Annotated in this window: 21 protein-coding genes; 9 read left to right on the top strand and 12 right to left on the bottom strand. The window is 64.9% G+C overall.

Annotated elements, in window-relative coordinates; all coding sequences use genetic code 11:
* Nucleotides 1–25 precede the first annotated feature (25 nt).
* The 4 genes from AB0N82_RS01150 to AB0N82_RS01135 all read left to right on the top strand — a co-directional run bounded on the left by AB0N82_RS01150 (nt 26) and on the right by AB0N82_RS01135 (nt 7,255).
* Nucleotides 26–4,273 carry a DNRLRE domain-containing protein gene (locus tag AB0N82_RS01150; RefSeq protein ID WP_363387103.1) on the top strand — a complete coding sequence of 1,416 codons (4,248 nt, stop codon included), beginning with the start codon at nt 26–28 and terminating at the stop codon, nt 4,271–4,273.
* Nucleotides 4,274–4,424: 151 nt separating this feature from the next.
* Nucleotides 4,425–4,916 carry a hypothetical protein gene (locus AB0N82_RS01145; protein ID WP_315993632.1) on the top strand — a complete coding sequence of 164 codons (492 nt, stop codon included), beginning with the start codon at nt 4,425–4,427 and terminating at the stop codon, nt 4,914–4,916.
* Nucleotides 4,913–5,821 (top strand): hypothetical protein, encoded by a 909-nt coding sequence (locus AB0N82_RS01140; RefSeq protein ID WP_315993631.1) that lies wholly within the window; start codon nt 4,913–4,915, stop codon nt 5,819–5,821. The genes AB0N82_RS01145 and AB0N82_RS01140 overlap by 4 nt, the downstream gene beginning before the upstream one ends.
* Before the next feature lie 12 nt (nt 5,822–5,833).
* Nucleotides 5,834–7,255, top strand: coding sequence for an NAD(P)/FAD-dependent oxidoreductase (locus AB0N82_RS01135; protein WP_363387100.1), 1,422 nt, complete (start codon nt 5,834–5,836; stop codon nt 7,253–7,255).
* A gap of 23 nt (nt 7,256–7,278) precedes the next feature.
* Here the strand turns inward: AB0N82_RS01135 and AB0N82_RS01130 are convergent, their stop codons facing one another.
* From AB0N82_RS01130 to AB0N82_RS01085, 10 genes are all read right to left on the bottom strand, one after another.
* The gene (locus AB0N82_RS01130) at nt 7,279–8,157 is read right to left on the bottom strand and encodes a glycosyltransferase family A protein (RefSeq protein WP_315993629.1); all 879 of its coding nucleotides are present in this window, start codon (nt 8,155–8,157) and stop codon (nt 7,279–7,281) included.
* Nucleotides 8,157–9,086, bottom strand: coding sequence for a glycosyltransferase (locus AB0N82_RS01125; protein ID WP_363387097.1), 930 nt, complete (start codon nt 9,084–9,086; stop codon nt 8,157–8,159). The genes AB0N82_RS01130 and AB0N82_RS01125 overlap by 1 nt, the downstream gene beginning before the upstream one ends.
* Complete coding sequence (locus tag AB0N82_RS01120; protein WP_363387094.1) at nt 9,083–10,144, bottom strand: polysaccharide pyruvyl transferase family protein; 1,062 nt, start codon at nt 10,142–10,144, stop codon at nt 9,083–9,085. Before AB0N82_RS01120 ends, AB0N82_RS01125 begins: the two co-directional genes overlap by 4 nt.
* Before the next feature lie 39 nt (nt 10,145–10,183).
* Nucleotides 10,184–11,653 (bottom strand): lipopolysaccharide biosynthesis protein, encoded by a 1,470-nt coding sequence (locus AB0N82_RS01115; RefSeq protein ID WP_363387092.1) that lies wholly within the window; start codon nt 11,651–11,653, stop codon nt 10,184–10,186.
* 57 nt (nt 11,654–11,710) lie between these two features.
* On the bottom strand, nt 11,711–12,478 hold the full coding sequence (locus AB0N82_RS01110; RefSeq protein WP_315993625.1) for a WecB/TagA/CpsF family glycosyltransferase: 768 nt from the start codon (nt 12,476–12,478) through the stop codon (nt 11,711–11,713).
* On the bottom strand, nt 12,475–13,644 hold the full coding sequence (locus AB0N82_RS01105) for a glycosyltransferase (protein WP_315993624.1): 1,170 nt from the start codon (nt 13,642–13,644) through the stop codon (nt 12,475–12,477). Before AB0N82_RS01105 ends, AB0N82_RS01110 begins: the two co-directional genes overlap by 4 nt.
* A gap of 158 nt (nt 13,645–13,802) precedes the next feature.
* The gene (locus AB0N82_RS01100; protein ID WP_363387088.1) at nt 13,803–15,167 is read right to left on the bottom strand and encodes an O-antigen ligase family protein; all 1,365 of its coding nucleotides are present in this window, start codon (nt 15,165–15,167) and stop codon (nt 13,803–13,805) included.
* A 58-nt stretch (nt 15,168–15,225) separates the two neighbouring features.
* Nucleotides 15,226–16,809: a right-handed parallel beta-helix repeat-containing protein gene (locus tag AB0N82_RS01095; protein WP_363387085.1), complete on the bottom strand. Its 1,584-nt coding sequence runs from the start codon at nt 16,807–16,809 to the stop codon at nt 15,226–15,228.
* Between the two features lie 149 nt (nt 16,810–16,958).
* Nucleotides 16,959–17,564 carry a low molecular weight phosphatase family protein gene (locus AB0N82_RS01090; protein WP_315993622.1) on the bottom strand — a complete coding sequence of 202 codons (606 nt, stop codon included), beginning with the start codon at nt 17,562–17,564 and terminating at the stop codon, nt 16,959–16,961.
* The gene (locus AB0N82_RS01085; protein ID WP_315993621.1) at nt 17,561–18,985 is read right to left on the bottom strand and encodes a polysaccharide biosynthesis tyrosine autokinase; all 1,425 of its coding nucleotides are present in this window, start codon (nt 18,983–18,985) and stop codon (nt 17,561–17,563) included. Before AB0N82_RS01085 ends, AB0N82_RS01090 begins: the two co-directional genes overlap by 4 nt.
* Nucleotides 18,986–19,146: 161 nt before the next feature.
* Between AB0N82_RS01085 and AB0N82_RS01080 the strand changes: the two genes are divergently transcribed.
* The 5 genes from AB0N82_RS01080 (at nt 19,147) to AB0N82_RS01060 (ending at nt 24,609) form a co-directional block, all read left to right on the top strand.
* Entirely contained in the window at nt 19,147–20,562 is a 1,416-nt protein-coding gene (locus tag AB0N82_RS01080; RefSeq protein ID WP_363387081.1) for a hypothetical protein, read from the top strand.
* Nucleotides 20,559–22,439: a DUF4012 domain-containing protein gene (locus AB0N82_RS01075; protein WP_363387079.1), complete on the top strand. Its 1,881-nt coding sequence runs from the start codon at nt 20,559–20,561 to the stop codon at nt 22,437–22,439. Before AB0N82_RS01080 ends, AB0N82_RS01075 begins: the two co-directional genes overlap by 4 nt.
* A gap of 245 nt (nt 22,440–22,684) precedes the next feature.
* Nucleotides 22,685–23,509 carry a helix-turn-helix domain-containing protein gene (locus AB0N82_RS01070; RefSeq protein WP_363387076.1) on the top strand — a complete coding sequence of 275 codons (825 nt, stop codon included), beginning with the start codon at nt 22,685–22,687 and terminating at the stop codon, nt 23,507–23,509.
* 144 nt (nt 23,510–23,653) lie between these two features.
* A complete protein-coding gene (locus AB0N82_RS01065) occupies nt 23,654–24,241 on the top strand; it encodes a hypothetical protein (RefSeq protein ID WP_363387073.1) in 588 nt (195 codons plus the stop codon).
* A 152-nt stretch (nt 24,242–24,393) separates the two neighbouring features.
* Nucleotides 24,394–24,609 (top strand): hypothetical protein, encoded by a 216-nt coding sequence (locus tag AB0N82_RS01060; RefSeq protein ID WP_363387070.1) that lies wholly within the window; start codon nt 24,394–24,396, stop codon nt 24,607–24,609.
* Between the two features lie 90 nt (nt 24,610–24,699).
* Here the strand turns inward: AB0N82_RS01060 and lepB are convergent, their stop codons facing one another.
* Together lepB and AB0N82_RS01050 are read right to left on the bottom strand one after the other, a co-directional pair.
* Nucleotides 24,700–25,416, bottom strand: coding sequence for a signal peptidase I (gene lepB, locus AB0N82_RS01055; RefSeq protein WP_363387067.1), 717 nt, complete (start codon nt 25,414–25,416; stop codon nt 24,700–24,702).
* Nucleotides 25,413–26,498, bottom strand: coding sequence for a PqqD family peptide modification chaperone (locus AB0N82_RS01050; protein ID WP_363387064.1), 1,086 nt, complete (start codon nt 26,496–26,498; stop codon nt 25,413–25,415). Before AB0N82_RS01050 ends, lepB begins: the two co-directional genes overlap by 4 nt.
* Nucleotides 26,499–26,983 lie beyond the last annotated feature (485 nt).

Genomic DNA, 26,983 nt, shown 5'->3' with positions numbered 1-26,983 from the left:
TGGGGCACTCCCCCAGAGGACTCCCATGAACTCGCAAGACGTCCGCCGCGGCTCCCGCGTGATGGCGATCGGTGTCGTCTTTTCGCTCCTGATCGGCCTGGTTGCACCGGTGGGTGCGGCAACGGCCGCGGGCATAGGGTCCATCTCTGCTGCTCAGGTGACGACGGCCCACCCTCGGTTGCTGGCCGACGGTTCGCGGTTCTCGCTCCTGAAGTCGCAAATTGCGTCCGATGACTGGAGCGCGAGAACCTACGCTGGTGTCGTTTCCGCTGCGGATGCACTCCTCACGAAGCCCGTGCTCACCTACACCAAGCCCGACGGCATCAAAATCCTCGACACCAGCCGAGAGATGGTTGAGCGGGCTTACACGCTAGGGATGGCGTGGCAGGTGAGTAAGGACGCGAAATATGCCGAGCGTCTGTGGAAGGACCTGGATGCGGTCACTCGATTCGGTGACTGGAACCCGGATCATTTCCTCGACACCGCCGAGATGACCCACGGCGTGGCGATCGGCTATGACTGGCTGTACTCCTACTGGTCCTCCGGCCGGCGGTCGCAGCTGTCGAGAGCGATCGTCGAGCTGGGACTCAAACCGGCATTCCCGGTCTTTGACGCTGCCGAAGGAAGCAACGGCCCCTATGCGCACGGCGGGAATTGGGCCCGAAACAACAATAACTGGAACATCGTGATCAACAGCGGTCTCACGGTCGGAGCCATCGCCGTTGCGCAGGACGACCCAGCGACGTCCAGCAAGATCCTTGCCGCGGCGATCACGAGTGTGCAGCGCGGTATCGGCACCTACGCGAATGGTGGCGGCTACGCCGAAGGGCTTAGCTACTGGGATTACGCGACGCGATATCTCGTGGTGATGTTGCAAGGCCTCCGGTCGGCTACCGGAGGCGACGTCGGTCTGTCGTCATTGCCGGGTCTTGATGTCACCGGACTCTTCCCTATTTATATGTCCAGCCCGTCCGGGGATCGGTTCAATTTTGGCGATAGTGAGCGTGGCGTGAGTCGCGGACCCGTACTAGCGGGCCTGGGGAATGTGTACAACAACGCATCGTTCCGGTACGCGGGGATCGACGAAGGACGTGGCGGGAACTCGGTGCAGCGCTTGCTTTGGTACGAGCCCGGAAAGACCTCGGCCTCGCCCACGGCAGCGGCGCTGCCGATGGATCGCAATTTCCCAAACGCGGCGGTAGCCAGCTTCAGGTCGTCCTGGAGCGACCCGAATGCGACGTTTGTCGGCTTCCGGAACGGAAGCCTCCCCGACGCGAGTCACCAGCACCTCGACGCCGGTACCTTCAATCTCGACGCTTTGGGCCAGAATTGGGCCACCGAATTGGGGAAAGACGACTACGGGTTGTCGGGATACTTCGACGAGGGCACCTCCGGCAGCCGGTGGGACTACTACAGGCTCGCCGCAGAAGGACAAAACACCCTCGTCATAAACCCATACAAGCCCCGCCCGACCACCCTCGCAACGACCCCCGCCGCGCGGTTCGAGTCGAACGTGACATCAGCATTCTCGATCGCCGATCTTTCGGCCTTGTACCCCGGAGACGTGACCTCCTGGAAGCGCGGGGTCAAGTTGTTCGATGGGCGGCAACAGGTGATCGTGCAGGACGAGATTCGGTCCAGCAAGCCGGTGGAAGCGCTATGGTCCATGCACACTGCGGCGGCCATTCAGATCGCGGGCGACGGTCGTTCCGCGACTCTGACGTCCAACGGCAAGCAATTGCTCGCGCGCATCATCTCGCAAAGCGCAACGGCAACGTTCGTCGACACGGCAGCGGCCCCGCTGCCGACGTCGCCCCATCCTGCTCAGCAGAACGGGAACTCAGGTATCCGCAAGCTCGCAATTCAGGTCTCGACGAAGGGCAACACCACTCTCGCCGTGCAATTCACGCCCTTGACCAGCGGGCTTTCGGCCCCATCGTCAGCAGGTATCGTCGCGCTTGATGATTGGAGGCTCGAAGCTCAGGGAAGCTCGCGCGCACAGGGCATCCGGGTAGGCGGCACGGAGCTCTCGGGCTTCTCTCCCAACACCCTCGCTTACACGACGCAATGGGATCCTGCATCCGCCGTCCCGACGGTCGCCGCGTACAAGAGCGGTGCCACCGTGGCGAGCCGCCTTCCTACGAGCATTCCGGGCGTGGCGACCACCACAATCACAGAGCCGGGTAAGACGCCCACGACCTATCGCGTATTGATCGAGCGAGGGCCGATGACGATCAAATCGGCGGCGGCGACGCGCACGACCGAGGGCTCGCCAGCGATGACTTTCGACGGTGACCCCGCCACTTACTGGACGACGTGGCTAGACAACTCGATCACTTACACACTCGACCAGCCCCGATCGATAAAGTCTCTTCAGATCGACTGGCGGGCCAACCGATCGCGGCACACCAAATTCGAAGTACAGACTTCTTGGAACGGCTCGACGTGGATCACTCGGTACGACGGAGCGTACGACGGATCCACTGGCTCGCAATTGATCATTCCGACGACGAGCGCGTCGTCCAAATGGGTGCGGATCATCGGCCATGGCGACCAGGGGACTGATCCAAAGACGTCCATCAGCGAGATCAAGCTTTACAGCTACGCGGTCACGGTCCCGTCGGTGGCACCAGCTGTCTCACGGCTCGACTCTGTAGGCGTCACCGGCGTACCCGCCACGATGACGAAGGCGCAGACAGCCTCCATGGCTTTCGCAGCCAAGAGAGCCGACGGACGTTCGATTGATCCAGCGAGCCTCACCTCGGTGCGCTACCTCTCAGGCAATCCGGCCGTGGCCCGGGTCTCCGATTCGGGAGTAGTGACGGCACTGGCGGCAGGAGAGACGTCTATCGGGGTGGTGGTCACGATGGCGGGGGTGACGGCATCCGCGTACGCCGTGGTCAAGGTCGATGATCCGCAAAGGGTGCGGATCTATCCTGACGCCGACGCCTGGGTGAGGGGCGGAACCTCCGCGGGCACGAACTATGCCAAGGACACGCAGCTCGCCGTCAAACCCGCCAACACGGGATCCACGGATGAGTCTTACACCCGACTCGCGTATATGGGCTTCGACATCTCGGCACTCAGAGGGAAGGAGATTGCTTCGGCGATTCTCACAACTACGGCTGCGGTGACGGAACCGTCTGCGGATAGGGCGCGAGTCGATGCTCATGCCGTCGAGGGCACCTGGACCGAGAGTGGACTCACGTTCTCGAATCGACCGAGCTTGGGAGCCACGGTGGGAAGCACCGCAGTGGATACGACGTTCGCGGAGAGACAGACCGACATCACCTCCTACGCGGCTTCCAAGGCGGCGGCCAAAGCGGATCGTCTATCCCTCGGGTTTACCCAGGACGGCCCGTTCCTCACCGGTAAGCCCGTGATCACTCAAATCAAGAGTCGAGAATCCTCGACTCCGGCGTACATCGATGTGGTGCTCAAGCCTGAACCTGCGACGAGGCTAGCCCCCTACCTCAGTACCGTAGAACTGAGCGGGGTGGGTCCGACCGTCGGTTTGGACACGACACCGCAGCTCTCCGTTACAGCGAAAAGTACGACTGGCGAATCGATTCCCTCATCGGCTCTGCAGATGACGTACTCCTCCAGCGACCCCGCGGTGGTTGAGGTCGATGGTTCAGGTGTGTGCAAGCCGAGGGCGGTGGGGGCTGCCACGGTATCGGTAGAGGTCACGACCAACGGCTCGACGCTCACGCAGAAAGTCGATGTGACGGTGACGGATCCGTTGAAGGTACGCCTCTTCTCGAGCGGGGACGCTTACGTACGGGGTGGTGACGTCGCGGACACCAACTACGCCTCGGAAACAAAGATGCCCGTCAAACCTACGACGGGAGGATCCACTGACGAGTCGTACACGCGTCTGACCTACATGGGGTTCGACATCAGCGGGTTGAAGGGGAAGAAGATTGCATCTGCGACGCTGTCGCTCAACGCTGCCATCACTGAGGCGACGGGCGATCGTGCAAGACTCGACGTCCGAGCCGTTCAAGGGGCCTGGTCGGAAACGGAGGTGACCTATCGAAACCGTCCGGAGATGCTTGCGCCGGTGGGTGGCGTGGAGGTGGGTCGCACCTTTGACTACCGCACCATCGACATCTCGGATCACCTTCGCGAGTTGCTTGCAGCCGACTCGAGCAGCATGTCACTCGGATTCACCGAAGATGCGCCTTTCTTGACGCCGAAACCGGTCATCGTTCAGGTTCGGAGCAGAGAATCCGCGGCACCTCCCTACCTCGACATCGTGTTTGCGCCGTGAGATGCGGCCGGCAGAGTCCGCGTCCGCTCGCGGCAGGTGAACGTACGGGAGTCATCACCATTGATCTGTTCGGCGCTCGACGAGCCGAAACGACCCCGAAACCCGTCGATCGATACGATGTACAAGTTGTCAGGTCGCGAGGGGAACGTTGATGTCACGTACGGCTGAGCCCGGCCTCCGGCCGTCGAAGCAGCGCAGGAACCTCCTGATAGTCGTAGCCTTCGTCTGCTTCTTGGTCATTCAGGGTTTCTTTTCGTTCCGAGTCTCGCCCGAGCCATACCCCATCATTCGGATGCCGGGCTTCCAAACGGCGGCGAATTCAGACGGAACGGTTGGGGCGACCTTCGTCGATGCCGAGGTCGACCTCGCGGATGGAACGTCAACGCCCATCGACCCTTCTGCACTGATGGAGCCGTTGAGATTCTCTACGGCTGGGCCGACCCTTGATTACATCCTCGGGCCGAAGGCTGAGACGACCCTCTCGGAGGAGTCCATCAGTTGGTTGCGCGATCGCGCTCGAATCGTCTCGGGACGCGAAGATGTCACGGGCATACGGCTCTGCTGGGTATCGACAACAATCAGCATCGAGGACGCGAGGGTCGTGGAGTCGCAGCCATGCGCGTGGAAGACGGTGGCGCTGTGATCACGTTCCTTGAGCGCACGGTTGCGCGCGCGGCGGCTTCGTACCAGGCGGACGGCCGCTTTCTCGCCGCGCTGCGAATTGCTTACGGCGCCTGGATAATCTTCCTTCCTGTAGACATCACCTGGATCGCGGGTCTCCCGGACGATTTCGTGAACCCTCGTCCGGGGCTCTTCGGATTCATCCATTCAGTACCTCCCATCGAATTGCTCGTCGCCATTTCGGTCGTGAGGTTCGTCCTCGCGGTTCTTCTGGTGATCGGCATCGCCACCATTCCTGTCTCGTTGTTCCTGACGCTCACGATCATGGCGGCCGCGGGGCTCTCGTACTCGTTCTCGAAGGTGGACCACTTCATCCTGTTCGAACTCGTGCCGGTCTTCCTGGGCTTGGCCGGGTGGGGTTCGCGATGGTCGCTCGACGCCGTCATCCGCCGAAGGCGCGGGCGGACGCCGGCGGTAACCCGCGGGGTGCCGATCCTGCTCTTCGCCTTCACGATCGGGTGGGGGATGCTGTCCGCGGCTGCTCCCAAGATCGCGGGCGGCTGGCTCGACCCAACCCGCGACGCGACACGCGGATACCTGGCGAAAGACATCGCCGCCGACGACAAACTCGGTGCTCTCGGACCGTGGATGCTGACCTTCGACAACCACCTGTTCTGGAAGGCGCTGGACTATGCGACTATTGCCGCCGAGGGACTTCTGTTCTTCTTCGTTCTAACGCCGTTGCTTTTTCGGTGTTGGCTGGCGCTACTTTCCTGCTTCCATATCGCAGTGTTTCTGACGCTGGGCATATCCTTCATCGACTACACGCTTGTCTACGCTGTCTTCTTTGCCCCCGCAGTGATGTGGGTCGTGCGCAGGGCGTCTATCGGGCGGGCAGTCGAGCCGTCGCAGGAGCTACGTGCCTGATCGGGGTCGATCATGAGAGTAAGCGTCGTCGGCAGCGGACCGAATGGACTCGCTGCCGCGGTCATCATGGCTCGGGCCGGACACGAGGTGACGGTGCACGAGTCTGCGGCGAAGGCTGGAGGTGGGCTTAGGACCGACCGGTTTGAAGCATTCGACGGGATTTTCGATGTGTGTTCCGCAGCGCACCCGATGGCGCTGGCGTCGGTTTTCTTCCAGTCCTTCGAGATAACACGAAGAGTCGATTTCCTCACTCCTGACATCTCCTACGCCCATGCTATGGAGGGTGTATCCGCGGTCGCGTATCGCAGCCTGCAACGAACTATCGACGAATTGGGACGCTCCGGGGCGGGCTGGGGGCGGGTCATGAAGCCGCTCCTCCTGAACATTGAGGCGGTGCGGAGGCTGGGCGGCATGGATCTGCGCGCGCGTCCATCGACAATCGGTGCCGCGGCCGCGCTGGCAGCTGCGGTGGGTGGGTTCTCCACACTTCGAGAGGATGCGCGCTCGCTCGCTGCGGGGGTGACGGCGCACGCCGCGGCCCCGTTTGGCTCATTTCCCGCCCGTTTTGTCGGTGCCGTCCTCGCAGCAGAGGCACATGCCTCGGGATGGCCTATTCCGCGTGGAGGCTCTGCCGCTATCGCGGAGGCTCTCGTGTCTGACCTTGTCGCCCACGGGGGCGAAATTAATGTCGGACATCACGTTGATGACCTGCGCGAAGTCTGGAGACCTGGAGACGTCGCAATCCTGAACATCGGTCCGCGAGGTTTCGCGCGCCTGGGTCGTGGATTGCTGCCGGCTTCGTACTCGAGGCGCCTTTCGAGATACCGGTATGGCAACGCAGCGTCGAAAGTCGACTTCGTCCTTTCCGCGCCCATTCCCTGGGCGGATTCGCGCCTCCGCGACGCCGGGACGGTCCATATCGGAGGACACGAGGCCGACATTTCGCGGGCGGAGAAGGCAGCACGCGCAGGGGTAGTTCCGGTGGATCCCTACGTGCTTCTCTCGCAGCCCACTCGCCTCGATCGATCGCGTCTCCCCGAGGGGTCATCCGACGAGATCGTCTGGGCTTACGCTCATGTCCCGAACAACTCGGAGATTGATGCAAGCGAGATGATAGCGCGACGCATCGAATCATTCGCCCCCGGGTTCCGTGAGCTGATCATCCATCACGAAGCCCGTCCTGCCCCGTTCTTCGCGGCGACCAATGCGAACTTCGTCGGCGGAGACATACTCGGGGGGCGGGTCGACGCGGGGCAGTTGCTCACTCGCCCTACGCTGACCGCACGGCCGTGGCGTACGCCACTACCGGGTGTATACCTCGCGTCTGCCTCTACCCCGCCTGGTGCCGGCGTTCACGGCATGGCGGGCTGGCATGCCGCCCGCCTCGCCCTCCGGGACCTCGATCAGACATTGCCGGACCTGGGCGTCCGCTAGGCGGGAGGCGGGCAGTCGTGCTCTCAGGCGTCCGCCTGGTGCCACATCTTCCACTCGCGCCGTTCGCGGATGAAGTCTGCGGGGGTGTAGTTCGCGAGAGCTCCGAAGAGGTGGAAGGTCCTGCCTCTGAACGTCGTAGCTGACGCGCGACGGATGCGGTGGATGGTCAGACGCAGCTTGCGAAGATCTCGGCGCGTAAGGTGCTCACGGTGCTTGGCGATGTACAACTCCGTACCGTGGGCACGTCGTTCATTCTTCGTGGTGAGTTGTCCAAGACCGTGTTTGCGCTGCCTTACGAGCTGGCTGGGTACGACGGTGTAGGCGAACCCCGCGAGAAGGTATCGGAAGAAGAAGTCAGTGTCGTTCTTGACCGGTAGCTGGGAGTCAAACCCCCCGATCTCGTGGAAGGCTCGACGACTGACGATCATGTTGCTACCGGTCGTGCCCAAACTCGCTGCCGCGACATCGGCGGAGGTCAGGCCTTCGACGATGCGGGGCCCTTCATGGGACTCAGATTCAGAGAATATCTCTCGATTGACGGCCACCAGGTCGACGGGATTCTCTTGAAGAGCGCGTGCGACGGCGTCGAGTAATGAGGGCTGCCAGAGATCGTCGTCATCCAAGAAGCCGATGAAGTCAGCGGTCGCTTCCGAGGCGCCACGGTTGCGGGAAGCGGAAGCTCCAGAACCGGCGGACGGGTCGTGCACGAAGAGGACCCCGCGATGCCCTGCGGCGGCGGCAAGTTCCGCGCAGATCTCTGCTGCCGTCGCGTCTTCGATGTCGGAGACGACGATGATCTGTTCGGGCCGCACGGTCTGTTCGAGCACAGATGACAAAGATTCGCGAAGGAAGTGATGTCTGTTATGCGTCGGGATGACACAAGCGAAGGTTGAGGCGGACATCAGGCTCCGTTCGTTTTGCGACGGTATTCGACCAGGTCGACGTTCAAGACGTTTCCGACCATACCGAGACCATGCGCCAGCATGTTCCAGCTGCGTGCCATGGGCTGTCGATGGACTGCGAAATCGAACGCGATGAAAGGCAGCCCGACCCCGATGCGGGCGATGCCGCCCATGAAGGCTGCGGCCCGCGTCCTATAGCGCGCATTGATATTCCCGATACGGATCGCGCGGCGGAAGAGCCACTTCGCGTTCGCTCGCTCGGGAATGACGTGTTCCGACACGACGGCTTCAGCGCACCAAAGTACCTTCAGGGGAGAAGCTGCTCTCAGCGATCGGAAGAACTCCGTGTCGCTCCCGCCTTTCATAGACAGCGCTTCGCTGAAGCGCGTGGGGTTGGCCCGCCACGCAGCCAAGCGTAAAAGAGTGTTGTTGGTCGCGACAGAACCCGGCGTGCTGCCGGATAAGCCGTTCTGCCGCCGCCAGAAGCCGCCTCTGACGATCCATCTCGGGATCGAGTCGGTAATGATCGGCTCCACCGGGCCGGTGACGATGTCCGCCCTGTGTTCGACCGCATAGGCCAACATCTCCCGTAACCATCCCGGCGCCGGCACCTCGTCGTCGTCGATGAAGATGATCGCATCATCGTCTTCCGTGGTCGCGTCGAGACCACGATTTCGCGCGGCCGCGATTCCGGGTAGGGGTTCGTGGATGTATTCGACGCCGGGGAAGAACGCTACGGCCTCGCGCGCAGACGCAAGCGGATCGTTGTCCACGACGACGATCCGGACTCGAGCGTCCACCTCCGCGGTCTGCGCGGCGCACACGTTGAGTAACTGACTCAGAAGTTGGGGCCGGCGGAAGGTCGCGATGGAAATGGCGACGCAACGAATGTCGTGATGCGTGGGCGCCGGCGATTCGTTGACGCTCATCGGGCTCCGCCGCCTGAGATGAGCGCGTTCATTGCTGCCGACAGTTCGCGTAGTTGGGCGCGCGCGTTCTCGACCCGGGTCACGAGCATGGTTTGCTCGGCGACGAGCGTAGCCACCCGTTCCACCAGGCGTTCATCACTGGGACTGACGTGATGCTCAACGAGGCCGGCCACGGCCATCGTACGCGGGATCTTCGACGATTCGACATTGGGGAGGTAGAGCGGCACGGCTCCCTCCGTTGCGGCGAAGATGAGTACGTGCAGGCGGTCGCTCACGACGACTCGAGCGCGCCGGTAGACCTCCCGCAGGTCGGCCTCAGCCGCAAGATGATCTCCGGCGTGCCACGGGTGCACGTTCGCGCCGAGATCGGCGCCGATCTGGTCTCCTCGTTCGACGTCGCGTTCGACCTGGGAGACGATGACGAGCTCGAGGTCTAGGCCAGATTGGAGTTCCGCTACCGCTTCCCTCCATTCGGCGGTGAGATCGGCGGTGTCCCCCCGCATCGAGACGACCAGCAGAGCGCGACCGTCGGGTTTCAGATCGTCACCACTCGATCCCAGCGCGAATGCCCAGTCAGGACGTACCGAACCCGAGCGAGCGAAGCGGCGGCTTTCTTCGTCGCGCCAGGTCGTGATCTGGCAAGCGCGTGAGAGCGAGGTCAGCATCGCCGACGGACTCCCGGACGGGTTGCGAACCCCCAGACCTGTCGTGATCGCTGCGCCGCCTCTCAGGCGGATCAGGCCGACGAGGAGCCTATCGACACGGTTGATTCTCAGGCGCCTTCGATTCAGCTGTATCTCACCTGCGTTCGAGACGAAGGCCGCGCGTCCGAGGAGCGCGTGCCGAAACGCGGCGAGCTGCCATTCGCGCCTGCTCTTATACGTCACGTCGTCAGCGCGTAGTCCGAGCGCGTTGATGTACGCGTGTGAAGCGGTGCCGACGAGGATGTGCCGGCGGCGTCCGAGCGCGAGGCCATCGAGCATGGCGCGCCGGAGTGCCGGGTCACCGACATTATCGTCTTGGCCGTGAGCGGCTATGAATACATCTGAATTCTTCACGGGGTGATCCGTCTCTCGATGCCACGGGGGCTCGGGTGGTTATCCATTAGGTCGGCGACCGATCGCGCGGCGTCCGAAGTCGATGAGTTGAGCTGCATCCGCCCGAATACGGGGGAAGATCGCGAAGGCGAGCGCCGCCCACAACATCGCGGCCAGCGAGCCGAGGACGACGACCAGGATGGGAGCGCCGCCCCAGTTCTCCACAAGGAGCCGCACTCCGAATGCCGCCGCCGCCATCGGGATTGCGACAAGCCCCAGCGCCGACAGCGCGTCGGTGTACAGCACCCCCAACTTGAGCTTCGTGACCCGGCGGACCCACGCGAGCGATGTGATCCAGAACAGGCTGTAGCCGATCGACACGGCCACCGCTACACCCAGGGGCCCGAAGGGCACCCCGCACGCGATGACTCCCACGAGCAGCGGTTGAGCGACGAGATAGAAGCGCAACTGAGCGGTCGCGAGCCCCTGGGACATGTAGACCCAGTGAGCCACCTGAACGAGAGAACGGAAGATTCCGCTCACGGCGAGAACACTCAGAATGGGTCCGGCGGGCTCCCATTGCTGCCCGAGCACGGCGACGACCAGGGGTGTTCCGAGTGCGAAGAGTACGGCGAAGATCGACGACGTCACGTAAAGGGCCACCAACTGGGCGCGTCGCAGATACGAGACGAAACGGTCGCCTTCCTCGGCGATGCGGGCCAGGACCGGAACGGCGACGCGCGACATCGGCGTGTTGATCTGCGTCAGCGGCAGGACCACCAGGTTGTACGCGCGGTCGTAGTAGCCGAGGGCGTTGGAGCCCCATACTTTGCCGATGAGCAGACTGTCGATGTTCCTTGTCAGGTAGGAGATGATCTGAGTGCCCGCGAAGCTCGCGCCGAAGGAGATCAGTCCGTCCATTGGGACTCGCCGGGGGAGCCCCGGCCGCCACTTCGTGAGTGCGAACGAGAACAGAAGTGTCCCGGCAGCAACGATCAACTGCTGGGCGACGAGCGCCCAGAAATTCGCGAAAATCGCCGCTATCGCGATGGCGCCCCCGATGCCTAGGGCGTAGGGGAGGAGATCAGCAACAGCCAAGGCGATGAACCGGAGGTCGCGATTGATATGCACTTTGAATTGCGTAGACAGCCCGCCCAAAACGAAGGTGGCGGACAGTGCCTGGGTGATCATCGCAACTTGAGGCTGACCGTAGAACGCCGCCAGCGGGTACGACACTGCGAAGAATACAACGCCCAGCACGAGTCCTACGGCCGAGTTGATCCAGAACAGGTTGGACTGTTGCGCTTGACTGAGGGATTTCGCCTGCAGAGCGGCCATCGATAAACCGAAATCGCGGAAGATCTCCCCCACTCCGACGACGGCCACCACCATGGCCACCAGACCATAGTCGGTGGGGTCGAGGAGGCGCGCGAGAACGACCGTCGAACTCAGCATCAAGGCGACCTTGACGACCTGCGCGACGATCGTGATCCCACCACCGCGAGCCGCAGCCGACGCCAGAGAACTCAAGAAGATCCCTCGATACGGCTCGCGAGACGGGTACAGGTCACTCCCGGGGTGTGCGGATCACGCATGCGGGCGTTGTCCCCTCCGAGCCAGGCGGCTGAGGAGCAGGAAAGGCTCGATCAGGTAGCGCTTTGCGAGCCTGCGGGGCGAATGGGCGAGCCGGTACAGCCATTCCAGGCCGAAGCGGCCCATCCAGCGGGGCGCGAGCCGCTGCGTCCCGGCGAAATAGTCGAAGCACCCGCCCACATTGGCGACGACTGCGCCGCCCTTCATCAAGGCGAGATGGTCGAGGATCCACTGCTCCTGTGTGGGCATTCCGAGTCCGACCAGGACGACATCAGCCCGCGAGACCATGTCTCGGATCCCCGTCTCGGACGATGCCTCGGCGGCCGGGGCGAAACTGAACCCGTCGAAGTGCTGCCATTGCATGTTGCTCGTGCGGTCGTTGACGTAGCTCGTCATTCTGGTGGCGGTTTCAGGCGTCCCGCCCACGGCGACCACGGCGATTTCAGGGTCGCGTCGCATCAGCTCCGAAAGCCAGTCAGTGCTTCCGATGCGCTCGCGCGTCGTGGGCCATCCAAACTTCGGCGATGCCATTTTCGCGAGGAGAAGAATCGGCCAACCGTCGACCAGCGTGACATCGCTACGAGAGGTCAGCGTGTGAACAGGGCCGTCCTCGAGAGACAGATGCAGGGCATGAAGGTTCAGATTACTGAGGATGCGCGGACGTGACAGGTCCTCTGCGGCGCCGAGGATCCAGTCGCATGCTTCCGAGGCATCGAGTGGAGTGACCAGCCCCAGGTCCCACGGCAGCGAGACAGTTCTCACGTGAGGGTCGGCTTTCCCTCGGCAACTCGATTGAGAAGCGGTCGTATACGGGCAGTCCAGCTGTGAGAGCTACGGACTCTTTCTTGGTCGCGCACCCCCGTTTCCAGGAGCTCCTGCAGCTTCGAAGAGACGGTGAGCAATGCGCGCTCCAGATCGCTGTCGGACTCATCGAACACTTCGACGGCGTACCCCTCCGATGCGAGTCGGACTGTCGCGTCGTGACGCGACGCGAGAACGGGGCGCCCGGCGGCGAGATACTCCCAGAGCTTTAGAGGAGAAAAATAAACTCCCTCAGCACTGCCGTGACCCGCGTAACAGACATCCACGGTCTTCAGAAACGCAGGAACCTGATCCGGGTGAACGCGGCCGAGAAAGGTGACCTTCGTGCCCAGATTCAGTTCATCGGAGAGACGTCTCAGTGCGTCGAAGTCGGGCCCTTCGCCAGCGATTCGGACATTCCAGTCGGTCTCGCTTCTGCTAACTGCTCTAAGCAGACGGTCCACGCGCTGCCATGGGTAGAGGGTCCCGAGGAACCCAATCGTGGGGACGGCCTGCCTTTCGACCGACGCGTCGTCGTGTCGGGCCGTATCCACACCGTTCTCCACGACCACGATCCGGTCGAGTGGGATGCCATAGATGTCGTGGATTGCGAGCTTGAGCTGTTCGGTCACCGCCACGATGAGATCTGCCCGGCGGAAGGTGCGCTTTTCAAACCAGGACGCGATTCTGCGGCTGGAAGTCGCCCGCCGATCCGACGTGGACTCGATGGCGAGCAAGGCGTTGACTTCGAGAACCCAGGTTGCACCTTTACGTTGCGCCGCTCTGCCCAGTTCCTGCATGAGTGCATATCGCTCGTAAGCCATAGCGGGGGGTGGTGCGATCTTCCGCAGCATGCGCCGCACTTTGGCCACGGACCGGACTCGGTAGACGAGACGCCCAAGGTCGGCGGCGACGAGTCTCACTGCAGAGGCCGTCATCCGGGCCTCGCTTCCCGAGGCATGGAAGGACTGCGGCACGTCGTCGCCTACGACGAAGGCGTGGACTATCGATCCGCTCTCTCGAAGGGCCCCGATTACGCCGAGAATGTGGGATCTCGGGCCCAGGCTCTCCGTTGTTGGCTTCGTGGACAGGCGGGGGGCGCCCGATAGATAGAGGACGTGCGTCACGATGCGATTTGCGGCGACATTCGAGGGCGAGCTCGGCGTGTCAGTCAAGATGTCTCTCTCTCGGAAAGATTGAGCGCCGCATCCACCCCGCATCTTTGGGGGTACGCGGAAAGACGCCTCAACGTATCAGCACAATGATACAGGGGGATGTCATGCGATCATCGGACGCGTCGTTGGTCTCGGGCACCCGCTGGGGAGGCGCGCCGTCGAGCCTTCTCGATCGCCCCTGTCGAAAAGAGCGTCGCGAAGAGGAAGAGTGGCACGACCTCGGTGTAGGCGTACGAAGGCACCAGGTACATGACGAACCCTGCAGCGGCGGCCGTCAGCGCGATCGCGAACGTACCCGCGGCGACGGAGCTCCCGAGGGCGGCGCCATGCTTGTAGGACCGCAGGAGGACCTTAAAAATGACGACGACGAGGGCGACGAGGCCGACAACGCCGAAATCGACCGCGGTCTGAATGTAGGTCTGGTGGAAATGCGGAACGTCCCAGCTGCGGAACTCCGGGATAGAGTACGCAACCGCCGCGGCCTCGGGGGTCTCGAAGTATGCGCCGTATCCCCACCCGAATATGGGGCGTTCCGCCCACGTTCGAAGCCCCCAGTCCCACAGAGTCGTTCGACCGGTCAGGGTGGTGTCGCGGGAGAGTAGTCCGAGTACATCGGACCACGTCCAGGCCATAAGGAGACCGCCGACGATGGCGGTGATGATCAGGGACGCGATCCACGCGCGAGCGCGCATCCCGCGCTCCAACGCCCGACGCGTCAGGAGGTAGATGGCGATGGCGAATGGGAGCAGGACCAGCGCGGTGGAGGAACTGGACAGGACGATGACCGCCAGGAGACAGAGAACGGAAAGGACCTTGCCGGCACCTGGGCGCGAGGTCGCCATGATGGCGACGATGCCCGTGGCCGCGTAGAAACCGGCCACGATCTTGTGCGGGAAGAGTCCCTTGAAAGGAAGAGTGCCGAGAAGATTCGCCCGGTTTGCGGCGTCGACGTAGATGGCGATGTCGGCGCGCATTACGTAAAGCAGCAGACCGACGACCGACAAAGTAACCGTGACACGTGCCAGCAGTACGAGAATGCCCCGCATGCCCATGTCCACCGACATCAGATACGCGACGCAGAGAACCCCGACGAGGGTGGAACCGTACTGGAGGGAAGTTTGAGGCGCAACCGACCACATGGAGGAGGCGAGGATGTAACCGCTGAAGAGGATCACGGTCAGCAATGCGGCAGGACGTTGCCGGGCTGCAGCGAGCACGAGGAGCACGGCGAAGCCGTTGATTGCCAGCCACGTCCAGTAGAGGGCGGTGTCGGACGACACTCCGAAATACCGCGCTGGGGACGAGACGATGGTCGGCGCCATCATCAGCAGGGCCACGTAGACGGCGTAGAAGGCGATTCGCAGTTGCCATCCGGCTGTTCTGGGCGGCGCGGGGACGAGAACCTCCGCGGACGCGTCCGGAATGTTCTTCACCGCGCCGCGGCCATATCCACGCGACTCACTCAATGTCCCCACGCGCAGATACTACCTCGCAGCATTTCGGAACATCGTCGGGGATGGCTCCGTCCGGACGTCATACCGAGCGCGCGAGCTCCTGCCAGTTTTCGCCCACACACACGAGGGTCACGCTGGATCCTTTGTCGGGAACAAAATCTCCCCGCATTCGCACGTTTGAACTGCCGACGATGCCTCCGCTGCTCGCGTCATCGAAGATGAGGGTGACCACGCGACCCGGCCGGCTCGGCCCCACTTTCGTCACTGTTTGAGACCCCGTCACGCGTATGACGTCTCCCCAGGGCGGCAGAGCGACAGTCGTAGCGGCACGGATCGACGGCGCGTCGTCTTCCCCGAGATCTGAGCCTGATACCCGCAGGAGCGCGGACTCCGTTTTGATGGACTGCCCGCTGAGGTGCTCTTCGGCGCGAAAGATCGCTCCGGTTATGCTTGAGCGGCCCTGGGAACCCGTTTCGACGTAGGCGAACGTCTGACTCATCCCCGCCCCGCGGCGCGGGATCTCCGGCGTCGTGGAATCCTCCGGCACCCACACGGCGGATAGCTCTCTAGAGTCGTCCCAGGCGCTGCAACCCGTGATCGTCCACGCGTCACCACCCTCATTGCGGATCGCCGCCGCAGAAACGGCGTCATCGGCTGCCGCATCTCCGACGTTGATCCGCCCGTTCCTGGTGAACGTCGACCCGATGAGTGTCAGATGACCGGTGCCCTCGCCGACAAGTCCCGACCCGCCGTTCTCCCAGACGCGACATCCGCTTACGACGCTCCCCTCGCCTCCACCGAAATCGAAGTGGAACCCATCGCCCAGGTTTTTCTCTGCCTGGCACCCAGCAAAAATGTGCGTGCGCGAAGCGACCCGAAAGCCGTGCTGGTCTCCGTTGTCCCCTCCGCGAACACCCGATTGCCAAACATGCACGTTGGACATGTTCTGCGAGGACGATTCGAGAAAGATGCCCGAGAGGCCGGACCGGCCAACATCCACGTTGGACCACAGACCGTCGGTCGACCCGGTGTCGCTAGCCTTCGCCGTGCCATGAACGCGGATGCCATAGGCGCCGCAATCTCGAACGATAATGTTCTCGAGCACATGAGCAAGGGACCGTCCATGCCTGCCCACGGCGATTCCGGTGGCGGGAGAGCGGCTGATATTGCAGTTGCTCACGCGGTTGTATCCGGCGTTTAGCACGAGCAGATCGTTGTCACCGGTCGTGCCGCCTCCGTCGATCTGCAGGTTTTCTATTGCCGCGAAGGTCGCGTTCAAAGCGACCAAGGCGTCCGAGTTCTGTGCTTCTTCCCTGAGCGAGATTTGTGACGCATGCGCTCCGTCGCCCCGGATGGTCATCGGGTGCCCGGCCGGTACCACCAGAGTTCCGGCTCTCACACTGTAGGTTCCTTGCGGGAAGTACAGCGTGGCGGGTTGGCCGCTGGCCTGGGCGGACCTCAGCGCGCGCCGCACCGCCGTCGAATCATCCGCGGCGCCATCTCCGATCGCCCCGTGGTCGCGCACGTTGATAGCGGCGTAGGCCTGGGCTGGTGGCTGCTCTTCGGGTGCCCACGACCCGCGAGTCGCTGCGACAGCGCCCGCAGCAGCGACACCCGTCATGAGGATCAGGTCACGGCGGCTCGGCGACACCGGTTCATTCATCACGATCGGGACCCTAGCTGCATTCGCTCCCGGCGAGAGCGGTCGACGGTGGCCTCTGATGCGATTCTGGGCCGACGAATATCTGTGCGAAATATGCGTGCATCCGCGCCCATCAGGCGCACGGACACGGCGAGCATTCGCGCGCTGGATCAGGAGGCGACAGCGATATCGGCAGCAGTCCGCAAGAACGTCGCGACTCTCCGTGCCGCCGGGGCGAGCTCTTCGAATGAGCGGCGATAGGTCTCGTCCGAGCGTCGATACGGGTCGACGATATCGAACTCGTCTGGCGATGCAGGAGGCGGAACCGTGCCTCGGAGCGTCGACGCGAGAGCGACGGCGGCGCGCATCCCCTCGTCCGCGGAGGACGCACCCGCACCGCGCACGGCGTCGGGGAGGGACGGTTCCGCGATGGCGGCGATTCGAGCGAGTTCGCGGAGGGTGAATGAACGACGCATGGCACCCGGGAACGTCTCCACGACGATCCTTCTGTGCTCACGCGCCATCGCGACGATGAGGTCCGCCTCACGGAGCATTGCCATGTCGTATTGACGCGCGACGTGCCCTGAGGGGTCTAGTCCGGCGGTCGCTGCGAGCTGCTGGGCTTGGTCGGGGATTCCGCTTCCGACGAGTGCGCCCGTGCCCGCGCTGGAGACCTTCACTGTCGAGAGCGATTCGAGTTCGCTCGCAATCAGGAGCTCTGCGACCGGGGACCGGCAGATGTTCCCTGTGCAGACGGACAGGATAGAGAACGTCACTGGTCCTCCGAATTCTGCCGGCGCGCCCGTCGCTCTCCCCTACCGGGGGAGACGGACTCCTCCTGGGCGCTGTACGAATACGCGCCGTACCCGTAACTGTCCGGGCCCTTCGCCGGCAGCATGGTGACGATGACGCCGAAGAGCCGGCTACCGATAGCGTTCAGCTTCTCGACCGCCGCGGTGAGCTGCGGCTTCTTTGTCGTGCCAGATGCCGCGACCATGAGCACGCCGCTCGTGAAGCGCGAAACCACTGCCGCGTCGGTCACAAGAAGAAGCGGTGGAGCGTCGACCAGCACATAGTCGAAAGCTCCCGCGAGCTCGGCCAGGGTGCGTTGCATTGCCTGGCTGCCCAGGAGTTCCGAAGGGTTGGGAGGCGTTCGGCCAGAGGGAAGGACGAAGAGCCGACCTGTGCCCCACTGCTGAAGGACGTCGACGAGCTCAGCACGGCCGATGAGGACATCAGTCAGACCGACACCACCTTCGATACCCATGTAATCGGCCACTCGCGGCAGTCGAAGGTCACCATCCACCAGTGCCACGCGAGCTCCGGTTTCAGCAAGCGCGATTGCAAGGTTCGCGGTTGTCGTGGATTTTCCCTCACCGGGACCGGCGCTGGACACGACGAAGGATCGCGACGCTCCATCGACGTCGATGAACTGAAGGTTGGTCCGAAGACTGCGGAAGGATTCTGCGCGAGGGTTCCTCGGGTCGGCGTGCACGATCAGGGGACGCCTCTTCGCGTCAGGGTCCAGCGCAATGCCGCCGAGCACGGGCGACTCGGTGGCGGCCTCGATGTCGTGCAAGGAATGGATGCGAGTGTCCAGAATCGAACGCAGAATTGCGAATCCGAGTCCGAGTCCGAGTCCGATGATGATGCCCAGAATGATGTTGATGGGTGTGTGAGGTGCAGCCGGAGAGGTTGGCACCAGAGCCGGCTCGATGGTCTCAACCTTGACGAGGCTGGCGGTATTGCCGTCCGGCTTCTCGAGCTGGTTGACGACCACGTCCGCAAAATTCGTGCCCACCGAGTTCGCGATCGACGCAGCCATTTCGGCATTCGGGTTCGACGCCTTGATCGAGATGATTACCGAATTAGTCGGGGAAGAGGCATCGATCGACCTAGCGAGTTGCTGCGCACTCTCGTCCAGGTTGAGGTCGTCGATAACCCGGTCGAGCACGAGAGCGCTATCGACGACGTCCACGAAGCTGACGACAGCCTGTCGTGCGAAGTTCGTGCCCTGCGCCAGTTCGCTGACGCCCGAACTCTCCGAGCGGACAGAGACGTAGAGCTGGGTGCTCGCCTCATAGGACGGCGTCTGCAGCAGCGAGTACCCGTACGCGCCTGCGCCTCCGAGAACCGTCAGCGCCAGAATGAGGATCCAGTTGCGATGCAGGATCCGGAGATAGTCGCGCAGTTCCAAGCCTCGTCCATTCGCCTGTTGTGTAGGGAAGTGGGTGCGAGGCGGATACGCGAGATTTCTGCGGCTATTGTTGCCCGAGACAATCCGCGCCGTGCCCGGCGCCCCCTCGACTACCCTACGACATTCGCAGAACGGCGCCGAAGATGCGCCGAGGAGACGCCATGAACGATCTCAGAAAGCTCGTCGGATCCTCGACCGAATCGGATGGCAACGCACGTTCGGTGGCGAAGGCCCCGACGGAGAGCAGCGCTTTGCGCGATCTGGTGGGCGCTGCGGCCGCTGTTTCGGTCGACGCGCGAGCCGCATCGGAATCGTCGCAGTTGCGCGCCCTCGTCGGAGAGAGCGCCTCGCACGCCACGTCCTCACGGTCGAAGGATCTCCTCGACCTGACCGGCGGGTCGGCGCAGGCGTCGTCCGACGATTCTCGGAGCGCGTTGACGGCGCTCGTCGGCGGCTCCCGCCCCGCATCCACGCCCGACTCTCGCGCCGCCCTCTCCGCGCTCGTTGGCGCTGGCGGCAAGTCCGCCGAGGATGCCGGCTGGCAGGCCCCGGAACTGGCGCAAGTCGGCAAGAGGCCCTTGTTCGGGGGACGACGCAAGGCCGGCGCGGTCAACTATCTGAGCGTGGCAGCCGCTGTGGTCGCGGTGCTCGCCATCGTCGGTACGGCGTCCTTCGCGGTCGTACAGCGCGCGACGGCGAACCCCGCCGACGATGCGATGGTCAGTCTGCGCGAGCGCGAGGCGGAGTTGGCCAACGACACGAAGGTGCTGCAGACCGCTGCTGACCTCTATGACGCGTCGGTGACGGAGGCCGCATCGCTGGCGCAGGCCAGCGAATCGGTCCTCGTCGCGCTGCAGGGCCGCGTAGACGGAGCAGCCCTGGGTGCGGCTGAGGCGGCGCGCGGCACGTTGCTGCAGGCGTCCGCGACCGCGACGTCCGTCTCCATCCCGGAGTATCAGCGCGCATCGATCGACGAGAAGTCGCTCGCTGACGTGGGCAAGGCGATCGACGGCGTCCGTCTCGCCCGCGAGTCTTTGCCCACGTTGATCACCGACGCACGCGATGCCCGGTCGCAGATCACCGCGGCGGTATCGGCATTCAAGTCGCAGCTCGCGACCCTCGGATCCGCGATCAAGGCGGAGGCCGACAAGCTGGTCATCGAGAACGACTCTGCGGCCCAGAGCTTCCGCGCGGCGGTCACCGACGCGGCGGGACGTGTGACTGCTGCTCAGCAGGCGGGGGGAGACGGTCTCGCCGAGATGCCCGTCTACGCCGCGGCCGTCGACGCCCTTCGTGCCGAGAACCAGCGTGTGCTCGCGCTCGAAGAAGCCGAACGCGAGCGGACGCCCACGCAGCAGCCGACGCGCAACCCGGGCTCGGGCGGGTCGAACTCGGGGGGTGGGTCGACGAACCCGGCGCCGTCGCCGTCCCCGTCGCCCTCGGAGTCCACCCCTCCGACCCAGCCCACGGATCCGCCTACCGATACCCCGACGGATCCGCCGACGGAGGAGCCGAGTCTCCCGCCGATCATCGTCGATCCCCCCACCACCGGTGACGGCACGGGGACCAGCTCGTGATCGCCGACGCGAGCTCGCGCCGCGACAGGTCTCGCCGCTCGGGTGCGGATGAAGCGCCCGAGCGCTCGTCTCGCGCCTCTCTTGCCGCCACCATCACCGGCTGGACCCTGGGCGCTCTCGGCTTCGCCGTCTTCGGAGCGGCCGCCGTCGCCCTCGCGTTCGCCCACCAGGCGGGCGTCGTGCGCACCGACCTCCTCGGGGCGCAGGCGAAGCTCTCCTTCGTTCCGCAGATCGTCGCCAACCGCGACATTGCGGGTCTGAACCAGGTCTCGGGCGAGGTGCTCGAGCAGACGAATCGGGCGGATGCCAATTCGTCCGGACCGCTCTGGGACTTGGCATCCTCCCTTCCTCTCGTCAAGGACAACACCGAGGCGGTGCAGAATCTCACCGCGATGACGCGAGAGCTGACCGCGCGGGCGCTCCCGCCGACGGTCGCGCTGCTGTCGGCCTCGGACTTCTCGTCGCTCGCCGTCGAAGGCGGGGGCATCAACCTCGAGCCGTTCCGCGCGGCCGAGGGCGCTCTGCCCGAGATCACCGCCGCGTTCACGGATGCCAAGGTGGTCACCGACGGGATCGACCGCACCAACCTTTTGCCGCTCGTCACCGAGCCGCTCGACCAGGTCGCGCAGATCGTCGACCAGGCCGCCCCCTCGCTCACGCTGGTGCAGAAGTACCTGCCGTCGCTGCTGGCGGCCGCGGGGGCGGACGGACCGAAGACGTATCTGGTGCTCTTCCAGAACAACGCCGAGATCCGCGCCACCGGCGGCAACCCCGCCGCATCGAGTGTCATGGTCGTCGACAACGGACGGATCGAGCTCAAGGAGCAGTCCGACTCGATGGCGTTCTACGCCGCGGGTCAGGCCGGCCGCTCGGCGCTCGACCTGCCCGAGAGCACTCTCGCGCTCTACCCCGACACCTTCACGCGGTACTCGCAGGACTTCACGTTCTCACCGGACTTCCCGACCACGGCGCGCCTGTTCGAATCCCTGTGGAAGCGCACCGATGGCTCGCAGTTCGACGGTGTGATCTCGATCGACCCGGTCGTGCTCGCGCACATGCTCGAGGTTCTCGGACCCGTCGATCTGCCGACAGGCGAGCAGATCACCGCGGAGAACGCGGTGAAGCTCGTGCTCAGCGACGCCTACCAGCGCTACGGCGACGCCGGCGACAACGGACGTTCGTCCGACGAGTTCTTCGCGGCCGTGTCGTCGACGGTCTTCTCGCGCCTCGCAGCCGGGCAGTGGAACCCGATCGCGATGTTCGACCAGCTCACCCGGAGCGCGCAGGAGCAGCGCATCAACCTCTGGTTCACCGATGAGCAGGCCCAGGCCCTCGTCACGGAGGTGGGCCTCGACGGCGGTCTGCGCGGCGACAACGCCGCGTCGACGCAGCTGGGTATCTACCTGAACGACTTCTCGGTCAGCAAGCTCGAGTACCACCTCTCAACCGAGGTCTTCGCCTCGTGCAACGCAGCGGATCGCACCGTGAACGTCAGCATGAACATGCGCAACGGCATCACGGATGACATCACGAACGCGTACACGCTGGGCTTCCGTAACAGCTCCTACGGCCTGCCTCCGCGCACGATGATGCTGGACACGCTGTTCTTCGCACCTCCCGGCGCGGCGATCACGGCGATGGACCCCGGGCAGGGCGACATCGCGTCGCTGTCGCGCAGCGGCAACGAGAACGGCAACACCGGCGAGAGCCGTATGGTCACGCTCGGCCAGAACGAGACCCGCACCGTCTCGTATACCGTGCAGCTGCCCTCCGGCCCGCTCGGTCCGCTCGATCTGCGCCACACCCCGACGGCGAGCGACACCCCGGTCACGATCGATCCGTCGTGCGACCCGTTCGTCGCCGGTTTCTCCAGCTGACGATCCTCGATCTCTTCGAGCCACCGCCGGGCTCTGAGGGGGAGGAAGGATGCCGTGAGCTTCACCGCTCGCGGCATCCGGCTGCGCGAATTGTGCAAGTCTTAGCGCAATCTTGACAATCCCTTGACGTTCCACCGCGAAAGCATTGCGGTCCTCCCGATTGCATGGGTGATGCGCTGGGCTGCGATCCGGCGCGACGATCGCGCATCCGGTGCGGTCCTGTCGTACTGCGTCGGGGGGCGTCGGTGGTCATCGCGCTCAACGACACCGCTCCGATCGAAGCCGGATTCGGCAGCGTGCGTATTCGCGCGAGTGTTCACGCGCGGCCGGTGTCCGTGGCATCCGGAGCCGCGGACGACGAGGTCTCCCTGCTCATCGCGCTCGACCGCCCTCCCTCCATTCGTGGGGCGGTGACCGAGAAGGGGCCGAGCACGGCACTGCTCGCCTCACGAGCGCAGGCGGCGATGACCCCGGCGGCGAAGTGCCACCTCGTGCTGACGTTCCCCGCTCAGGTGCTGAACGGCATCGGGATCGAGGCACCCTTCGCGCACGGGATCGACACGCATTCCGCCCTCTTCTGGCCGTTCTTGACCTTCGCGTGGACCTGCGCGACGACGCGAGACCGGCAGACCGGGCTTTCGCTCTACTTCATGGAGCGACTGCTGCAGGAGATGATCGTCGGCGTCGTCGTGGCGTCGCTGAAAGCCCGGCACGACAAGCCCGCGGCGGACCTGCACGCGGCCGCCCTGTCGGTCATCACCGCGCGCGTCGGGGATCCCGACTTGACGGCGGCGTCCGTCGCCGCGGAGCTGAACACGTCGTTGCGCACGTTGCAGCGGCAGTTCACGGCGCGCGGCACGACGATGGACCGCAGCATCCGGGGCGCGCGTGTTCGGCACGCCATGACACTGCTGCGCGATCCAGCGTATTCCTCGCTCTCGATCGAGCGGGTGGCGCACACCTGCGGTCTCGCGAACGGCTCGTCTCTTGCTCGGGCGTTCGCCGCTGAGGGGCATCCCTCTCCGACGCGCGTGCGCGCTGCGCGCCGCCCGCACGCGGTTCGCGCCTGACGCGCCATCTCTCATACCCGAGACGCCGTCTTCCGCCACTCACCCGCGTGCTCACCGCCCCGCGTCGAGATCATCGCGGTGTTGTCACCTCGTTCTTCACCCGATGACGGACGAGACATCCGATCGAACCCCTGGGGGGCACACATGAGCACCGAGAACTCCGAGACCGCCACCGGCTCCGTCAGCCGTCGCGCCGTCATCAAGACCGCCGCGTGGGCCGCGCCCGTCATCGCCGTGGCCGTCGCCGCGCCGCTGGCCTCCGCCAGCACGACCGGACCGCAGCCTGTGCCGTCGGGGTCCGCGAGCACGCTCGACGGTGGCACGTCGATCTCCACCTACCGTGGCGGCAACCCGAACGAGATCCGTATCAACCAGTCGACCTCGGGCTTCGGGTTCTTCATCTACGACGGAAACGGCGACGAGTATCCGGCCGGTTCCTACTACGCGTCTGCGCCCACGATCACGGTGAAGTGGTCGGGATCGGGCGACTACACCCCGATCCTCCAGAACCTGCGCGGCTGGACCCAGTCCGGCGGCACCGTCGCGTCTGGGACGTCGGGCAGCATCACGTTCTCGTACTCCGGCCAGCTGCTCAACGGCTCGGCGAACCGCGTTCCGGCTCCGTTCGTCATCCTCCGCCCGACCTCGGGAAACACGCTGCCGCCGACGCGCGCCGTCGTCGAGGCCTCTGCCGTCAACTTCGAGACGATCGACAGCGGCGTCACCATCTGACCTACCGGTGACACGAGGGCGTCGCGCACACCGCGCGGCGCCCTTCGTCGTCCGTGCGCGTCAACGTCTTCCCCGCGATGACCACGCGCGCCACAATGAGCGGTGAATCGACCCGGCGTTCCGGCCGGATCGACCGAGTGAGGGGGAACGCCATGGGCGTCGACGACATCATCAACAAGGGCAAGAAGCTCCTCGACGAGAACCGCGACAAGATCGAAGAGGCGCTCAAGAGCGAGAAGGCCGAAGAGGTCAGCGACAAGATCCTCGACGGCGCCGCCGACGCGATCAAGAAGGTCGTGCCGGCCGAGCAGCACACAAAGGTCGACGAGGTCCGTCAGAGCGTCGACAAGCACATAGGCAACGCCTGACACCAATTCGCGCCGGCGCCGTTCCCACCTCGGGGGCGGCGCCGTCGTCGTACGGACGCCGCAGACGGGGGAGCGGCGGCCCGCCCGCCGTCAGTCCAGTGGGCCGAACGCGCGGTCGAGGGGCCACACGATCGCGCGTACCTCGCCGATCATGTCCGCGCGGTCGACGAAGCGTGCGCAGTCCGTGGATGCCGGGGCTCCTCGGCATCCGACGACCGAGTCGGCCGAGTTCGCCCGGTTGTCGCCCATCACGAGGTAGTGGCCCTCGGGAACGTCGATGGGGCCGAAGCATCGCGAGGACGTGGGGGCGCTCTCGCAGTCGAGCTGTCCAGCGATGAAGGGCAGGTCGTTGCGAACGTACTCCTCGTCGAGCGCGACCCCGTCGACCTCGACCTGCCCCTCAGTGCTGCAGCACCGTACCGTCGACCCCGGGGTCCCCACGACGCGCTTCACGAGCGCATCGAGGTTGCTCGGACCGAATCCGACGAGGTCGCCGACCCACCCCGCCGCCGTCCGCAGCGCTCCGCGCGGCGCGGCATCCGTCTTCCACGCGTCCGGGCGCGAGAAGACGACGACGTCGCCCTGCGCAGGGTCGGACACGGCGAGCGAGATCCGGTCGGCCACGATGCGGTCGCCGGTCTCGAGCGTGGGCGACATCGACTCCGACGGCACCTGGAACGGCTTGACCAGGAACAGCTGCACGATGGCCAGCACGATGAACGCCGCGATCACGTGGGTCACGGGCGACCGGCGCACCCGTCGCCATCCGCGCGCACGCGGCACCGGGGGAGAGGTCCGGTCGGTCATGCCGCCTCGATGAACCCGTGTGTGCGCAGCTCGTCGAGAGTGGAACGGATCACCGCCGACGCGCTCCCCTCCGCCGGCTCGCCGAACTCCGCCTCCGCCGCCTCGGCGATCGTCTCCTCGGACGCCCCCGCGAGACACAGCGTCCAGACGAGGCGTCCGAGCTGCTCGAGCGCCGTCACCACACCGTCGCGGAGGATGCACGCGCGGCCGTCCACGAGGATCGCGTCGTCGTACGCGGTGGCCCGCCACGGACCCACGGAGTCCGTGCGGCGGGGGAGCGTCCAGGCTTGGGCGCGCGGCGGGGGCGCATCGAACATCTGCTGCACGAGGGCCGGGAGCTCGGTGGCATCCCGGTAGATCAACCGGGTGGGGGCGCCGATCGTGTCGAACAGTCGCGCCAGCCGCTGCAACGGGGCCGGCATCTCCGGCAGATAGCTGATCTGCGGGGTCATCTCGCAGACGGCGTCGATGAGGTCGACGACCTCGGGGCCGACCGTCGGGGACCCGGGCCGGCGGTCGATGAGCGTGAGCCCGACGAGCCGGAGCGGCACAGCGGGCAGACCCTTCAGCCCGAAGTGGCTGGGCGCGATCTGCTCCTTGTGGACGAGCCCCTCGGTGATGACCGAGAGCGGCTTGCGATAGGGGCTCACCGCGAGGTCGTCGGCGACGGCCACGGTCTCGTCGCTCACGTAGCTGAAGTGCTGTCCCAGATGACGGGATGCCGTGGTCTTGCCGCGACCGGAGGGTCCCACCAGCGCGATCGTGCGGCCATCCTCGGTGGCCACCCCGGCAGCGTGCAGGAGCAGCCGCGTGCCGCGGAGGGCGTCGAGCGCCTCCAGTGTGACGAGGGTGGAGAGGTTCGAGAGCCCGCCGTCGGGGTCGACGAACGCGTCGGGGTGGAGCTCCAGCACGCGACGACCGCGGGTGTCCTCGGCCCCGACGCGGCAATCGCGCCACGCCTCCAGGATGCGGGAGCGCATCCCGTCCGGCAGGGGGGCGTCGGTGCGCATGTCGACGACGACGCCCATCGCGTCGACGGTGCATACGGTCGCGGGTGCAGACCCGTCGTCAGCAGGACTCATCCGTGCCTTCCTGTCCGGCCGGAGACGCGCGATGGTCGTTGTGATCGCCCCCCAGGCGCGACCATCCTATGGCGCAGCTCCGCCGGTTCGGGATGGGTTCGAAGGGTGATCCTGAGCATCCGCCGCACGCGACACGCCCGGGTTTGCGACACGTGCCGGGGGTCCGTAGACTAGTCCAGTTCCACATTCCGGCGTGCGCTCGGCGCGCGCCAGGATCACTGTCTCGGCAGTGCACAGGCGGCGCGGAAGCGCAGGGTCCTGGGCCGCGGGCAGCAGAACACCACACCGAACCCCTCATCCTTCACGGGATTCGCATGCGTGCGTGCGCGGGGCGGGCCGGAGGCCACGACGTGGCATCCGGTTTGACAGCTGAACAGCGGTGCAGCATCTCTCGCGTAAGCGAGGGGAAGTGCCAGGGTGCGTCAGCACCACCGTGCGTCCAATGCCCCAGGTCGGGTAAGACGCTGAAAGAGAGAGAGCAGACA

Origin of the sequence: Microbacterium sp. NPDC089186 (genome assembly GCF_040685115.1) — a bacterium.
Classification (GTDB): domain Bacteria; phylum Actinomycetota; class Actinomycetes; order Actinomycetales; family Microbacteriaceae; genus Microbacterium; species Microbacterium galbum.
The sequence above is the reverse complement of the archived record's forward strand: the minus strand, read 5'-3'. Positions and strand labels throughout refer to the sequence as shown.

Excerpts from the sequence above, each read along its gene's own strand:
- AB0N82_RS01150 (WP_363387103.1), top strand. The coding sequence starts at position 26 with ATGAACTCGCAAGACGTCCGCCGCGGCTCCCGCGTGATGGCGATCGGT.
- AB0N82_RS01145 (WP_315993632.1), top strand. The coding sequence starts at position 4,425 with ATGTCACGTACGGCTGAGCCCGGCCTCCGGCCGTCGAAGCAGCGCAGG.
- AB0N82_RS01135 (WP_363387100.1), top strand. The coding sequence starts at position 5,834 with ATGAGAGTAAGCGTCGTCGGCAGCGGACCGAATGGACTCGCTGCCGCG.
- AB0N82_RS01130 (WP_315993629.1), bottom strand. The coding sequence starts at position 8,157 with ATGTCCGCCTCAACCTTCGCTTGTGTCATCCCGACGCATAACAGACAT.
- AB0N82_RS01125 (WP_363387097.1), bottom strand. The coding sequence starts at position 9,086 with ATGAGCGTCAACGAATCGCCGGCGCCCACGCATCACGACATTCGTTGC.
- AB0N82_RS01095 (WP_363387085.1), bottom strand. The coding sequence starts at position 16,809 with ATGAATGAACCGGTGTCGCCGAGCCGCCGTGACCTGATCCTCATGACG.
- AB0N82_RS01080 (WP_363387081.1), top strand. The coding sequence starts at position 19,147 with ATGAACGATCTCAGAAAGCTCGTCGGATCCTCGACCGAATCGGATGGC.
- AB0N82_RS01065 (WP_363387073.1), top strand. The coding sequence starts at position 23,654 with ATGAGCACCGAGAACTCCGAGACCGCCACCGGCTCCGTCAGCCGTCGC.
- AB0N82_RS01060 (WP_363387070.1), top strand. The coding sequence starts at position 24,394 with ATGGGCGTCGACGACATCATCAACAAGGGCAAGAAGCTCCTCGACGAG.
- lepB (WP_363387067.1), bottom strand. The coding sequence starts at position 25,416 with ATGACCGACCGGACCTCTCCCCCGGTGCCGCGTGCGCGCGGATGGCGA.
- AB0N82_RS01050 (WP_363387064.1), bottom strand. The coding sequence starts at position 26,498 with ATGAGTCCTGCTGACGACGGGTCTGCACCCGCGACCGTATGCACCGTC.